Source organism: Aerosakkonema sp. BLCC-F183, from assembly GCF_041929145.1.
Classification (GTDB): domain Bacteria; phylum Cyanobacteriota; class Cyanobacteriia; order Cyanobacteriales; family Aerosakkonemataceae; genus Aerosakkonema.
The window spans coordinates 26,691-39,866 of record NZ_JBHFNU010000087.1; the positions used below are offsets into that span (position 1 = coordinate 26,691).

A 13,176-nucleotide genomic window follows, 5' to 3' on the forward strand; every position below is an offset into this window, starting at 1 on the left:
ATATGTGGTTAAAAAAATTTCAAGCTCACTTTGCAGATACACATTTATGTTAATCTAAGCAAGGATTCAACTTGCCAAGGTGGGAACGTGTGAAAGTAGAATAAAAGTATCTCCACTAAATACTGTAAGGGCGGAGTTACACCACCATTACCAAACCGTTATCTCACCCCATCCCACAACTGCATAACCGATTTTCACCGAACGAGAGCAACTTCTTACTGTTGGTAGATTCCTGCCAACAGGCCAAATTCCGAAAATGGTTATGTTTTCTGAAAACGGTGTCAATCCGGTGATGTAAACTTAGCTTTAGGGCTGGGATCGGGTAATCAAAACTGGACAGTAAAAGCCCCCATCAGAAAAGAATATTAACAAAGGAAACAAATATGTCTTTACAAAAGTACGATTCGACACTTCCTCGCAGCATTGCAGATTTGGTTCACAGACACGGATTTAAAAGCGTGGTTAGAGAATTAGCAGCTTATTGTGAAGTGGAGTGGGTGCAAGCCGAAATCAGAAGCGAACCGGCTGACCACTGGCGGAATGTCGGTGTTACTTTAGTCACAGTAGCGGAAAATTTGCCGCAACAAGAATAAGCCGAGCGATCGATCTCTGTTTGCCAAATTGGGGAACCCAGACATCAGGGTGATTTGTGATTATCTGTGCCATTGGTTACAGATCGAATTCGCCAAAACAAAAAAGTTATTAAAATAAAGGTAAGTCTATTTGAAGCGAAAAAATAAGCCCGATCGCACTTTTTCTAATTGCGATCGCACTTAACCCACTCATACCTCCGGCTCAATCCCCGCAGCTCTTAGCTGAGCTGCCAATCGATCGGCCCGTTGACGTTCCTGTTCGGCTCGTTGGCGCTCCTGTTCAGTCCGCTGACGTTCCTGTTCGGCCAACTCGAAACCCCATAACAAAAGATCTCCCTGTTCATCCCACCAGCGTAACCAAAAACCTGTCCGGTTTTCTCGGCTTCCTTGCCATACCCCCAGAAACAAACCCATTTCAGCAATCCAATAACGATTATTTACATCCGCTTCGCGTACCTGATACTGTCCGGAACTATCCAGTTGATAAACTTCCAAAACCCCAGTTTCGGGAGTGAAAATTACATAGTTAGGAACGCACAAAACTTGCTCGTAAAAAAACCACTTACCAGGTGGATAAGTTGGCTTCGTAGAATACTCGCTACCCTCAGTATCCGAGATAAACTCCATCACGATAACAGGAATCTCCCCCTGAAGTTGGGGAGTATAGCTGCGCCTAACTTCAGCTCGCGAAACGCTAATCGTGGGAACATAACCCCAATCCGGGGCTTTTACCACAATTTTGTCATTGACTGTCGCACAAATTCCGTAATTTGTGAAAGTTAAAGCATTGGCAGATAGCCTACCGGCAAGTTGCAAACTTTCTGTCAATGCAGCAGCAAGAGGAGGTTGATTGATGTTGTCCACAGGCTCGTCATCTAATCCGAAATCATCGGGGAGTTTTTCCCAGGTTATTTGATAAGGAGCGGTACGAATTAACATGATTTTTCTTCCTGTTTATGATGTTATAGCAAACCGTTCAATTGTGATAAGTCAGAGTTTATTTATCCTAAGTTGCCAACACCTCAATTTTAATCTGAGACAGGTATTATTACCGTTCGCTATTTCTTTTCCAAAGGGCCACGAGTTACGCCCAACTGATTTTGCAACTTTAATTCTCGCCAAAGTTGAGAACCTGTAATCTCTCCTTGTAGCAGTTGCCGATAGCGTTGAATTGTCTGAATTACCTGGTTAGCCGTTTCATTGACAAATTCAATTCGGAAGTTGCTAACCCCCAATTCTATCAGACGTTGGACATATTCTGCACCAGTTTGAGCGGTGCCATTAAACACAGTATTGCGACAACCGGCATCAGCTTGCAAGATATGTTCTGTACCGACGCGATCGCGCAATTTCACCTCATATTTTTCGCAAGGACGCCCGCAATTAGTATAGTCGGTTCCAGCCGATAAAAATGCACAAAAAACACAATGTTCCATGTGAAACATCGGCATATGCTGATGAATTGTTACCTCAAACCAATGACGCGGACAATTAACGAGCAAATCTTCGAGTTGGGTAATATTCAAATCGTAAGATGCGGTGAGCCTTGCCAGTTTATATTGCTGTTTAAAATAGTCAGCCGTGAGAGGATTGGCAACATTGAGAGAGAAATCTCCAATACAGGGATATTCCCCAAAAAACTGGAGTTGATCGTAGTTTCGCACGAGATAACCATCCGCATCGCAGTCGCGAACTTGCTGCAAAATATAATTTTCCCCTGGTTTAGTAATTCGCGGTGGTGCAACCCAGATAGTTTGATTGGGAACGCACTTATTTCGACGAACTAACTGTACAGCTTCTCGATAAGCACGCGGGTCTTCAAATTCACAGTAAATTGTTTGAATTCTCTCTTGAAGTGCCGCTTGCAGTTGTGTGAGATTTCGCACTAAAACAATTAAAGTGGGAGAAGCTGACGGTGCTGGTTCTTGGGCTGGTAGCAAATCGGAAAAAGAAACATTTGAGTGCAATTGCCAGCGTTTTGGTTGCGATCGCAATTCCTCCAATTCTGTCACAATCTCCCGTCGCATCCGATTCAACTCACTGACGGGCAACATCGATGCAAATGTCAGGTTATTTGTCAATACTCCCAAACAAAAAGGTGTGTTACCGAGACGACCGAACTGTTCTTGCAAACGCTCTGCTGTTAGGGGTTTAGTGTGTGCTTCCACTAGAGGTATGGCAGATTCCACCTGTACGATATGACCCAGTTCATCGCGAGCGATCGCAATTAGAGGTTGACCGACTTCGCCATATATTTCCAAATCGATCGAACGCTGAAATTGCGGAGTATCGCCAGCAAAACTCTGACGCAATTGGCGATCGAGTTTCGGATCGCTAGTTTTCCAAATTTTATCGCCCACATGAACTCGTCGCCAATTCAAATCACCCCGCCCAAAAGTCAGCACCGCATCTTCACCCCGCAGTTCCACCCCATAAACGCGACCGCCTTCTTCCTGCGCTGACGGACGACCGCAGTCAAAAACGACACCATCACCCGGTTCGATCGGCGCTTCCAGTCGCACGATTACCTGTTCGTTGCGGATGCGGGTAACTTCACCCAGGTAAACTCCCCGCTTTTTGCCAAAACGCGCATGAACGAGTTCTTGATTGTTAATTCCGCGAAACCATCCTGTATGGAGTCCGCGAGAAAAAGCCATTTCTAAGTTGTAGCGTTCGGGATTACCCCACCCCCCACCCCTCCCCGCCACGGGGAGGGGAGTTTGAGTTTCGCTTTTTCTGGTAGGGAAGGGGGTGAGGGGGTGAGGTTCTTGTAACTCCGCCATTATGCGATCGAGTGCTTCTCGATAAACGCGAGTAACATTAGCAACATACTCCGGCGTTTTCAAACGACCTTCGATTTTCAGAGAACTTACACCTGTCTTTACCAACTCTGGCAAAACTTCCAATCCTGCTAAATCTTGAGGACTGAGAAGATATTTTCTATCTCCCAAATCTACCGTTTTGCCATCAGCAATTAACTCGTAAGTCATCCGACAAGCTTGGGCGCATTCCCCCCGATTTGCAGAACGTCCCCCCAGCGCTTCACTCGTCAAACACTGACCGGAATAAGCAACACACAAAGCACCGTGAACAAACACTTCCAGAGGTAAAGATGCCTCTTTTTTCGCAATTTGCTGCTGAATTTTGTTAATTTCTTTAAGAGAGCATTCGCGAGCGAGTACCACTAACTGACAACCGAGAGATTTAGCAAATTCTACCCCCGCCGGACTCGTGACAGTCATCTGCGTAGAAGCATGAATGGGAAAATCGGGAGAAAGATGACGAATGAGGCGACAAATTCCCACATCCTGCACAATTACCGCATCTACTCCCGCTGCAATAATTGTGCGGAGATACTGTTGTGCTTCTGCTAGTTCTTTAGGAAAAATCAGCGTATTAAGAGTGACGTAACCTTTCACACCCCGACGGTGCAAAAATTCCATCAATTTGGGTAAATCTGCTTCGGTAAAATTTTGCGCCCGCATCCGCGCATTAAACCGATCTAACCCGAAATAAATGGCATCTGCGCCGTTTTCGACAGCAGCTTTAGCACAATCCCAATTACCCGCTGGGGCGAGTAGTTCTGGACGTTTAAAGGTGAGTGATGTAGGTGATGGGGTTTGTGTGCGATCGGCTTTCATTGGCTTTGTGCCAGCTTAGATGGCATTATCTAACAGTTAGGAGTTCTTTGGCTATCATAGCTCGATCGGATCTGTTTGGATTGTGTAAGCTTACAAATGTAGATATTTGAGAGAAAAGATTATTCCTACCGATGAACATATTCAGTTGCGATCGCTACAGGTAACATTACTCAAATCGATCGCACTCTTCAACCCAATTCCTCAGCATCAGCAGCATCGCCCTCTGACTCAACAACTGCAAATTTTACCTTATTATACAAATCCACCAACGCAATTTGAAAAGAAACTGAAGTCAGAGCGATCGCTTCATCTTCCTCATCATATTCATAAAACGACCATCGCTTTTTCCCTGCTTTAGAAAACTGCTCGACACGAATCTTGTTTTGGTCAATTAAAAGGTATTCTTGCAAGGTTTCGATTGTCCGGTAAGCCTCAAATTTCTTTTCGCGATCGTATCCCTTGGTCGATGGCGATAAAACTTCTACAATAACTTGGGGATTGACAAGAATATCTGTACGGTTGTTGAAATACTCCGGTTCACCCGCCACAATCATTACGTCTGGATAGGTATACATCCGCCTTTTGGGTATCCACAGACGCATATCACCTGTGAAAGCTTCGTAATCCTGCTGTCTGAAAGCAAAGTTCAAAGCAGCGTAGAAATTGCCTGATAGCCGATTGTGATTTGCAGATCCACCCGCCATAGGAATGATTTCTCCTTCAATATATTCGCTTTTGGTGTCAGCAGCCTCTTCCAGTTCCAAATATTCCTCTGGCGTGTAGTATTGCTGTTCTGTTATTTGCATAGTTTTGTAGGAATGCGATCGCACTCAAATAATTTTACTAAATCCTTACTCAACAGTTTAGCGCGTTTAGTCGCCGAGCGATGAATGGCGACTAAATTAGTTCAAACCGATCGCCCTTTTTAATTAAGCAAAATTAGGCGATCGCATTCTCGATAAATTAATGCAGATTTCAGTTACTATTGTCTGGAGGTAAAGTCAGGATATCGACACCTGAATCAGTCACAACCACCGTATGCTCAAATTGGGCAGAAAGTTTTCGATCCTTCGTCACAGCAGTCCAACCATCTTTAAGGATTTCAACTTCCCACGAACCCTCATTAATCATCGGTTCGATCGTAAAAACCATACCCGGTTTCAAACGCAAACCTGTCCCCCGCGTACCGTAATGGAGAATTTCAGGTGCAGTATGAAAAATGCGGTGAACCCCATGTCCGGCAAAATCTCTCACCACAGAAAAGCCTTGAGCTTCTGCGTATTCTTGAATAGCAGCACCGATATCGCCGACACGCGCCCCCGGTTTGACTTCTGCAATACCTCGCATCATACTCTCTTGCGTCACCTCCACCAACTTTTGCGCTTTCGGTGAAGGCGTACCGACAAAGAAAGTTTTGGAAGTATCGCCGTGATAGCCGTCAACGAGAGGCGTCACATCTATATTAATGATGTCGCCCTCTTTGAGAATTTGCTTGGCGTTAGGAATGCCGTGGCATACTACTTCATTAATGCTGGTGCAGATAGATTTGGGAAATCCCCTGTAGCCAAGGGGGGCACTTTTGGCCCCACGAGCCTTAGTCCAGCGTTCTGCCTCATCATTGATTTGTAGCGTGCTTACCCCCGGTTTTACCATCGGTTCGAGAAAATTGAGGAGTTCGGCAGCGAATTGGCCAGCCTGACGCATTTTTTCGATCTCCCGGCTGGATAAAAGCTCGATCGTCTCGCGTTTCATGCTATTTTTTCCTTAATTTGAGTTTTTTCAGTAGAGTTACCTCTACATCAGCTAGCTTTATTGGAACTCGTCTCTTCGCTTGGGACGTAGCGCAACAGGTCAGAAGGCTGGCAATTGAGTACTATACAAAGCTTTTCTAGCGTAGTACGGTCTAGACGGGGAGGCATCTCGTAGCTGTTTTTCAGTTTATTCACAGTGACGTGGTGAAGACCAGCCCGACGCGCCACTTCTCGGTAGTCCATTTCTCGGTCTGCCATAACAGCAGCCAAGCGCCATTTGATGACCATTGGGTTGTGTGCGTATCTTAGTTGAAATTAATTAAGATTTAGCTTAACATGAAATTTGTTAGTCAAAACTGCTAACAAAGTAATTATATCCCCAAAAATAACAGGCGATCGCACGATTGGGAAGTGCGATCGCATCGTGTCGTCGTTTCTAACTTATCTCAAGTTGACACTCCTGGGTCTAAAGACACGAGGATTCTTGCTTCATAGGGTAGAAAATGAATTTACCCGAAGCCAAGCATCTTCACCGTTTGCCCAACGGCTGCGAGTCCTCGAATGAGAACTACTTGAGCGGCTGCAACATCTCTATCAGTTGTATAGCCACAATTTGAACAAACATGAGTACGTTCTGAAAGTTCTTTCTTGCCTGTCTCAACAACACAACTGGGGCAAATCTGGCTAGTTTTACGGCTGTCTACTTTTTGAAAATAGACATAACCCCAGTTTTTTCGGTAGGAAAATCCGTACCTACCGTTCGGTTGGCCTCCGCGAACACCATCGCTTGCCTCTGTTACATTAGTTTGTAGAAAGCTAAAAAACTCTACAAATTGGCTGTTAATACTATGAATAATCTCTCAAACCGATCTTCAGAATTCTTTGGCAACCAAAGTGAAGGCAGCAACTTGCTGTGGCAATATGTCCAATCTCTCAATCCAGAGACGATCGCCCACCTCTCCAAACCATCTCCGGAAGCAGTTCAGGTAATGGAACGCAACCTTGTCGGAATGCTAGGAGGCTTACCTCACGAACACTTCGACGTAACAATCACCACAACGCGGGAAAATCTCGGTCGGCTTTTGGCTTCTGCAATGATGAGCGGCTACTTTCTTCACAATGCCGAACAACGTATGGGATTTGAAAAATATTTGCAAGCAGTAGAAAGCAACGAGAACGGAAACTAACATTTCAGACGTTAGGGTGATTCAGTCAAAAGAGAGCAACAAAAACTACCAAAGCGAGTAGGTAGCTCAACAATATCTTCTGTCTTCAAACCACTCCTCGCAAGTCACTTGCTGAACACCTTTCAACCCCAAGCTTTCTAAATGGGATATCCATTCATCGGCAGAGTCTTCGATACTAAGAGCGCCCAGCACCCTTGCCACATCAGCCACCTCTGGAAGGGTTGATAGTTTATATCCTTGCCAATCCGCCTCTAGACGCAGCCAATCGGGTACAGTGCGCTCATCAAAGTGAATAGAGGTTTGGTAATCTGCCCTGAAACAGTACATTTGACACTTGGACATGGTTCGCCAGTTTTTCAACATTGGCTACTAATATTAGCGTAGCGTGTTTGCAGTGGCAATCTAGAGACATTGCACATCCCATAATCCATTAATTAGTGCAGCAGGAAACACCTGCAAGACAAGAAAGCTTAACTAAATCCTTCTTTCTGGCTTGCCCCATTAACTTAGTGGCATCTGAAGCTGGTAAGGGACGACTGAAAAAGTATCCCTGCATATGTTGGCATTCAAGAGTGTGTAAAAGCTCTTTCAATTGTTCTGTTTCGACTCCTTCTGCTACTACTTTGAGATTGAGCCCTTGCCCCAAAGCAATAATCGCCGTAATGATAGCGACATCATTGGGGTTTGTGATTAAATCCCTTACAAAAGATTGGTCAATTTTTAACGTGTGAAATGGGAATTTTTTGAGATACCCCAAGGAAGAGTATCCCGTACCAAAATCATCCATTGCTATCCCCACTCCCATGCGATCGAATTCCATCAAAATTGCACGGGTTAAGTCAGCATTCTGCATCGCAATGCTTTCAGTAATTTCTAATTCTAAAAACTGCGGAGATAAACCTGTATCGGACAAAATTTGCGCTACCATTTCTACCAAATTTGGTTGCTGAAATTGTCGGGCTGAAAGGTTGACTCCCATCCGGATAGGCGGTAAACCAGCATCTTGCCAAGCTTTATTTTGCCTACAGGCAGTTCTTAAAACCCATTCGCCAATAGGTACGATCAGCCCAGTTTCCTCTGCGAGGGGAATAAATGTGGCAGGGGAGATAAACCCAAGAGTGGGGTGTTGCCAGCGGATCAGGGCTTCCATTTGGATGATTTCCCCTGCGATCGTATTAACTTGAGGTTGGTAATAGACGACAAATTCTCCCCGTTCTAAGGCGCGGTGCAGACTATTTTCGATAATTAACAATTCAGAAGTTCTGGAATTGATTGCCGGAGTATAAATGCAGTAAGTATTGCGCCCTTGCTCTTTCGCACGGCATAGTGCGACATCAGCATTTTTGATCAGTGTTTCCGCATCTTCACCGTCATTAGGATAAAAGGCTATGCCGATACTGCTGCTTATGTGCAATTGATGACCGTTGATATAAAAGGTTGGTTTTAAGGCTGCCAAAATTCTTTGGGCGATTTTCACAGCATCTTCTACATACCTTATTTGGGGTAATAGCAGGGTAAATTCATCACCTTCCCAACGGGCAATGGTATCGCATTGTCGCAGACAGCCGCTTAGCCTATGTGCCACTTCTTGTAATAAGCGATCGCCCATCGCATGACCCAAGGTATCGTTGATAGCCTTAAAGCGATCTAGATCTAGAAACATCACAGCCAACATATCTCCCGTGCGATGGGAAGCTGCTAAGGATACCGAAAGGCGATCGTTGAATAGCATCCGATTGGGTAACGCTGTCAGGAGATCGTGGGTGGCTTGATAGCGAATTTTTTCTTCTGCCTCTAGGTGAAGAGTAACATCGCGGAATCTAAATACTCTGCCCACTATGTTTTTGCCGACAATCTGCGGTTGCGAATAGCGCTCGAAAATTCGACCATCTTTAAATTTTATGAAGTCCCTAGATTCTGCTGTCGCTGGCGCGTACAATTCTCTAATTTTTTCAACAAAATTTTCGGTTTTTGCTAGTTGATTTGTCATATAAGCTAGCAGTTGCTCGTCGAGAAAGGAGCCGATCGCAGATGTGGGTATTTGCCACATTTCGATAAACTTCTGATTATAACTGATTATTTTTCCGCGTTCATCTACTGCGATAATAGCATCCGCAGTAGATTCGAGTGTGGTGTAAAGTAGAGATAGGGATTTTTCTAATTCCTGTGCGGTTCGCTGGTGTTCCGCAATCTCTCTTTGCAGTTGGTCGTTGGCACTTTTTAAGGAGGCTGTCTGCTGCAAAACTTCGATTTCTAATTCTGCTTTTGTTTTTTTTAGATCTGACTGGGCTATTGAACCCTCTAGCGTGTGGGAAATTGCCGTTGCTACTGCACGCAAAAAGTTTACTTCGGAGGAATTCCATGTGCGTGCTTCGACACAGCGATCGCAAACGATAAATCCCAACAAATTAGTATTGACAATAATCGGCAAAACGAGTAAAGAAAGGATGTTTAGATCTTCTAGAAACAGACGTTCTGAATCTGGAAATTCTGTGACTGCACCTACAATAATTTCGCCCTCTGCTAACAAATGCGCCCATCGAGGAAAAAAGTCTTCATCAGAAAGGTTTTGAAGTATAGGACGATCGATTTTTAGCCCCAGACTGGGGTAGCACCACTCAGCACGCTGGCGCATCCGCAGACAGCCCTTGACATTGCGATCGTTCTCGAATAGGTAAATGTGGCTGGCACCGGAAGCTTGTCCCAAGAGTTCTAAAATTTGTACATAAAAGTTGATGTTGTCGTCAAAAGCCGATAATCTGCGTTCTACTTCTAGCAAAGCCGCGAGGTAGCGATCGCGCTTTGCCACTGCTTCTCTACCAGTATGGAATAGCAGCCACAGACCGACCACAGACGCTAGACAAGCGATTGCGGATAATGCCACGAATTTTGGATCGTAGCGTCCAACTGCATCGATTTGCTTTGCAGGCATACACCCATAACATATGGTAGCAATCGCTACACTCATACCAATGAAGCCAAAGCACAACTTATGCCAACTTTTCTCGTTGAAGCCGGTCACTCTTAACGCAGATACTGATGCCACAATTGCTACTACCATCAAGACAAAGACGATTTTAGGGTCGTTGGCGATCGACATTGGTAATTGGTAAGATCCCCCAGCAACGAAGTGCATAGACCAAATGCCGATTAAAAGAGCGATCGCACCAGCCAGCCACATCTGACGGGCAAGCGCTACCGCTACCGTTAGTTGAAAAGACCGTTCTACTGCTGTATAAGAGGCAACAATTGCAATGAGAGTCGAAAGGAATACCAAGCGGATGTCATAAATGCTTAGCAGAGCTATACCTATGTTTGTCATGTTATAAGTTTTTCTATCGCTATTATTTATTTTTGTTTAAGGATGCTCTTTCGTTTCATTTAGCTATGAAAAGTTTTTAATAGAAATGTAAAGTTTTTGCACAAAGGGGGATAAGCAGTGTTGATAACCTGTAGAAAAAGGCTGAGTGAGAACTCGCTAACGACGATAAAGTCGGTAGAACGAGCATAAACTAATCAGTCTTAGTCGTCAGATGCCGAAAAACATCATTGACTATCTCGATCCGAGATATAACCAGCAAAATGCCCTGATGGAAAAGGGAAATAAAATAAGACTCGCTCTCTAGTTTTCTGAGAGAGGGGTTTGTCAGTGGGGGGTATCGAAACGACAAAAGTCGTCAGAAATTACTAAATTCGCTGATAAGCCTTATAGACTTTAGTTTTGTAACCTCGAACACCATTAGCGACCACACCCAAGACAGCAGCACCCGCGATATTTAATCCATCTAGCGCTTTGATAGCCATGAAGCGGTCTGTCTTTTCCAGCCCGATCACCATTACAAGCCCATCGGTATAGGCAGCTAAAAGATTAGCGTCTGCCAAACCGACCACAGGCGGAGTATCATAAATAACCAAATCGAAAAAGGCTTGAAATTGCTCCATTAAATGGCGCATCTTTTCAGAAGAAAGTTCTTTAATTGGGTCTGGCGGAATTGAGCCAGCAGTCAGCACAAACAGATTTTCCTGAGAAGGCGATCGCTGGATTACCTCATTCAATCCTATATCTGTAGAAATTACTTCGCTCAGTCCTCGCACGTTCGGTAAACCCAACTTTTTGTGAATCTTGGGACGGCGCAAATCCGCGTCCACCAGCAATACCCGCTGACCGATCGCAGCTGCTGTCTGGGCCAAGTATACCGCAACCGTAGATTTACCATCTCCAGGTGTAGCAGAACCGATTACTAAAGATTGGATCGGTTTATCGGGACTCAGCAAACGAATATTGGTATACAGAGAGCGGAATGCTTCTAATAAAGGAGAAGAAATATACCCTTGCGGTTTAGCATTTTTAGAAATGACAAGATACTTACCAGCCTGTTTGCTTAAATCAACTAGGATTGGTATGCGAGCGAGTTTTCCGGAATTTTTGGAAAAGCTTTTTGCTTCTTTTGCAAAAGGAACTATTCCCAGTACTGGTAGTTTAGTTTCCTCTTCAACATCTTCCGGACTGTGGAAAACATTATTAAAAATTTCTACAACAACAGCAGAGCCGATCCCTAATACCAATCCCAAAACTGCCCCTAAAATGTAGTTTTTCTTATTTAGAGGAGCCGCTTGCGGATTGCCATCTTTATCCCGAGGTATTTCAGGAGGAGTAATTAATTCCCAAGGTAATTCTTGTTGAGCAGAATCTATCCGTAGCGCATCTAACTTAGTTAAAAGCTTGTTTAAAGCATCAGTAGCAACTTCCAATTCGCTATTTAATTCCGCATATTTACGTGCCACTGCTGGAAACTCTCTCATTTGTTTTTTTATATTATTTTCGGCTTGCATAATGATTTGATTGCTAGCCTCTAGTTCTTGGATTTTACCAGCAGTTTTCTCCAAAATAGTTTCCGCTTCTTTACGGGAAATTTTAATTAAATCCTGCTGCTTTTCCCGGAGTGCGATTAAGCTTGGGTGCTTCTCACCCCATCGAGCTGACTTTTCCGCAATTTCGGTGTTGAGATCGTGAATCTGTAATAGTAATCGCGTATAAGCGGCCTCGTCCTCACTCAGCAGCGCCTCAATATTTCCTTCATCAAACAGTTTTTTATGGGTAGTGTAGTTGACTCGTGATTGAGCTAGTTCTGCTTGAATATCTACTCGTTTTTTTTCAAGCGCAAGGGCGTGTTCGGTCAAGGTTTGGCTCACTTTCCCGGGTTCGATTAAGTTTGATTGTTGCCGCAGTTTTTGCAGTTCTTCTTGCAGCGTATTCACTCTCTCTTCGCGTTCTGGCAGTTGAGCTTGAATAAACTCAATACCCTGACGTAGCTTTGTCTGACGATCTTTCAGACTGTACTTTAAATAAGCTTCTGCTAATTTATCTAATACAAATTGTACTTTTTCTGGATTTTTATCTTTGTAACTTACACTTAAGAGCCTCGTGCCTGACTTTTCCTTCATAGGCCGCTCTATTGTTAACTGTTCCATCAGTGTATCGTAATCAACGCCGGGATACTTTTCTTTGATTTTTTCTATGATTGGAACCATCAATTTCGGGCTTCGCAAAACGCGAATTTGTGTTTCGTAATCCAAAGTAAAATCTTCTATTGTTAATCTATTTTGTTCGCCTACAGTTTGCGACAGTAATGATACTAACTTATTTTCCGAGGTCGTTACAGGCTCAACTAAAAGCACAAATCTACCTTCATAACTTTTAGGCTGATCCTTGAGTTTGTAAGCGATCGCACCAGTTACTACCAGCGCTACTGTAGCGATTAAAATAATCCTTCGTCGCCCAGCCGCAAATATTTTACTCAGATCCTTGAGCAATTTCTCTTCGTCGCTTTTTTCCGACTCGGTTTTGTATTTACCCGGCAATGATTGCGGCAGATTGCCATTTTTTTTTGTCCAGGATTGATAGTATGGTTCGGTATCCATTTTGTTCCTATGTATTTTCGATCGCTAATATTGCCAAAAAGTTTGTATTGATTTTTAATCCTCTAGCACGCGAACATATCAT

Annotated in this window: 12 protein-coding genes; 3 read left to right on the forward strand and 9 right to left on the reverse strand. The window is 44.1% G+C overall.

The window, feature by feature from the left end; all coding sequences use genetic code 11:
- Positions 1-383: 383 nt before the first annotated feature.
- Positions 384-593, forward strand: coding sequence for a hypothetical protein (locus tag ACE1CD_RS25100; RefSeq protein WP_374792609.1), 210 nt, complete (start codon positions 384-386; stop codon positions 591-593).
- Positions 594-782: 189 nt separating this feature from the next.
- Here ACE1CD_RS25100 and ACE1CD_RS25105 read toward each other — a convergent pair whose 3' ends face one another.
- The 5 genes from ACE1CD_RS25105 to ACE1CD_RS25125 form a co-directional block, all read right to left on the reverse strand.
- Positions 783-1,532, reverse strand: coding sequence for a Uma2 family endonuclease (locus ACE1CD_RS25105; RefSeq protein WP_374826623.1), 750 nt, complete (start codon positions 1,530-1,532; stop codon positions 783-785).
- 119 nt (positions 1,533-1,651) lie between these two features.
- Positions 1,652-4,234: a DUF3656 domain-containing protein gene (locus ACE1CD_RS25110; protein ID WP_374826624.1), complete on the reverse strand. Its 2,583-nt coding sequence runs from the start codon at positions 4,232-4,234 to the stop codon at positions 1,652-1,654.
- Between the two features lie 188 nt (positions 4,235-4,422).
- Positions 4,423-5,040 carry a Uma2 family endonuclease gene (locus ACE1CD_RS25115; protein WP_374826625.1) on the reverse strand — a complete coding sequence of 206 codons (618 nt, stop codon included), beginning with the start codon at positions 5,038-5,040 and terminating at the stop codon, positions 4,423-4,425.
- Between the two features lie 169 nt (positions 5,041-5,209).
- Positions 5,210-5,986 carry a type I methionyl aminopeptidase gene (gene map / locus ACE1CD_RS25120; RefSeq protein WP_374826626.1) on the reverse strand — a complete coding sequence of 259 codons (777 nt, stop codon included), beginning with the start codon at positions 5,984-5,986 and terminating at the stop codon, positions 5,210-5,212.
- A 47-nt stretch (positions 5,987-6,033) separates the two neighbouring features.
- Complete coding sequence (locus tag ACE1CD_RS25125; RefSeq protein ID WP_374792619.1) at positions 6,034-6,273, reverse strand: helix-turn-helix domain-containing protein; 240 nt, start codon at positions 6,271-6,273, stop codon at positions 6,034-6,036.
- Between the two features lie 55 nt (positions 6,274-6,328).
- Between ACE1CD_RS25125 and ACE1CD_RS25130 the strand changes: the two genes are divergently transcribed.
- On the forward strand, positions 6,329-6,550 hold the full coding sequence (locus tag ACE1CD_RS25130; protein ID WP_374792621.1) for a hypothetical protein: 222 nt from the start codon (positions 6,329-6,331) through the stop codon (positions 6,548-6,550).
- Here the strand turns inward: ACE1CD_RS25130 and ACE1CD_RS25135 are convergent.
- Positions 6,495-6,842, reverse strand: coding sequence for a zinc ribbon domain-containing protein (locus ACE1CD_RS25135; RefSeq protein ID WP_374793436.1), 348 nt, complete (start codon positions 6,840-6,842; stop codon positions 6,495-6,497). The genes ACE1CD_RS25130 and ACE1CD_RS25135 overlap by 56 nt on opposite strands.
- On the opposite strand from ACE1CD_RS25135, the gene ACE1CD_RS25140 reads away from it, so the two are divergent.
- Positions 6,834-7,172, forward strand: coding sequence for a DUF760 domain-containing protein (locus tag ACE1CD_RS25140; protein ID WP_374792623.1), 339 nt, complete (start codon positions 6,834-6,836; stop codon positions 7,170-7,172). The two genes, ACE1CD_RS25135 and ACE1CD_RS25140, sit on opposite strands and share 9 nt — an antisense overlap.
- Before the next feature lie 66 nt (positions 7,173-7,238).
- Here ACE1CD_RS25140 and ACE1CD_RS25145 read toward each other — a convergent pair whose 3' ends face one another.
- From ACE1CD_RS25145 to ACE1CD_RS25155, 3 genes are all read right to left on the reverse strand, one after another.
- A complete protein-coding gene (locus ACE1CD_RS25145; protein WP_374792625.1) occupies positions 7,239-7,514 on the reverse strand; it encodes a hypothetical protein in 276 nt (91 codons plus the stop codon).
- A gap of 88 nt (positions 7,515-7,602) precedes the next feature.
- Positions 7,603-10,494 carry an EAL domain-containing protein gene (locus ACE1CD_RS25150; protein ID WP_374826627.1) on the reverse strand — a complete coding sequence of 964 codons (2,892 nt, stop codon included), beginning with the start codon at positions 10,492-10,494 and terminating at the stop codon, positions 7,603-7,605.
- Between the two features lie 365 nt (positions 10,495-10,859).
- Positions 10,860-13,094 carry a GumC family protein gene (locus ACE1CD_RS25155; protein ID WP_374792629.1) on the reverse strand — a complete coding sequence of 745 codons (2,235 nt, stop codon included), beginning with the start codon at positions 13,092-13,094 and terminating at the stop codon, positions 10,860-10,862.
- Positions 13,095-13,176 lie beyond the last annotated feature (82 nt).

Bases quoted from the DNA above. Each gene is read 5' to 3' on its own strand.
- ACE1CD_RS25100 (WP_374792609.1), top strand. From the start codon at position 384: ATGTCTTTACAAAAGTACGATTCGACACTTCCTCGCAGCATTGCAGAT.
- ACE1CD_RS25105 (WP_374826623.1), bottom strand. From the start codon at position 1,532: ATGTTAATTCGTACCGCTCCTTATCAAATAACCTGGGAAAAACTCCCC.
- ACE1CD_RS25110 (WP_374826624.1), bottom strand. From the start codon at position 4,234: ATGAAAGCCGATCGCACACAAACCCCATCACCTACATCACTCACCTTT.
- ACE1CD_RS25115 (WP_374826625.1), bottom strand. From the start codon at position 5,040: ATGCAAATAACAGAACAGCAATACTACACGCCAGAGGAATATTTGGAA.
- map (WP_374826626.1), bottom strand. From the start codon at position 5,986: ATGAAACGCGAGACGATCGAGCTTTTATCCAGCCGGGAGATCGAAAAA.
- ACE1CD_RS25125 (WP_374792619.1), bottom strand. From the start codon at position 6,273: ATGGTCATCAAATGGCGCTTGGCTGCTGTTATGGCAGACCGAGAAATG.
- ACE1CD_RS25140 (WP_374792623.1), top strand. From the start codon at position 6,834: ATGAATAATCTCTCAAACCGATCTTCAGAATTCTTTGGCAACCAAAGT.
- ACE1CD_RS25145 (WP_374792625.1), bottom strand. From the start codon at position 7,514: ATGTCCAAGTGTCAAATGTACTGTTTCAGGGCAGATTACCAAACCTCT.
- ACE1CD_RS25150 (WP_374826627.1), bottom strand. From the start codon at position 10,494: ATGACAAACATAGGTATAGCTCTGCTAAGCATTTATGACATCCGCTTG.
- ACE1CD_RS25155 (WP_374792629.1), bottom strand. From the start codon at position 13,094: ATGGATACCGAACCATACTATCAATCCTGGACAAAAAAAAATGGCAAT.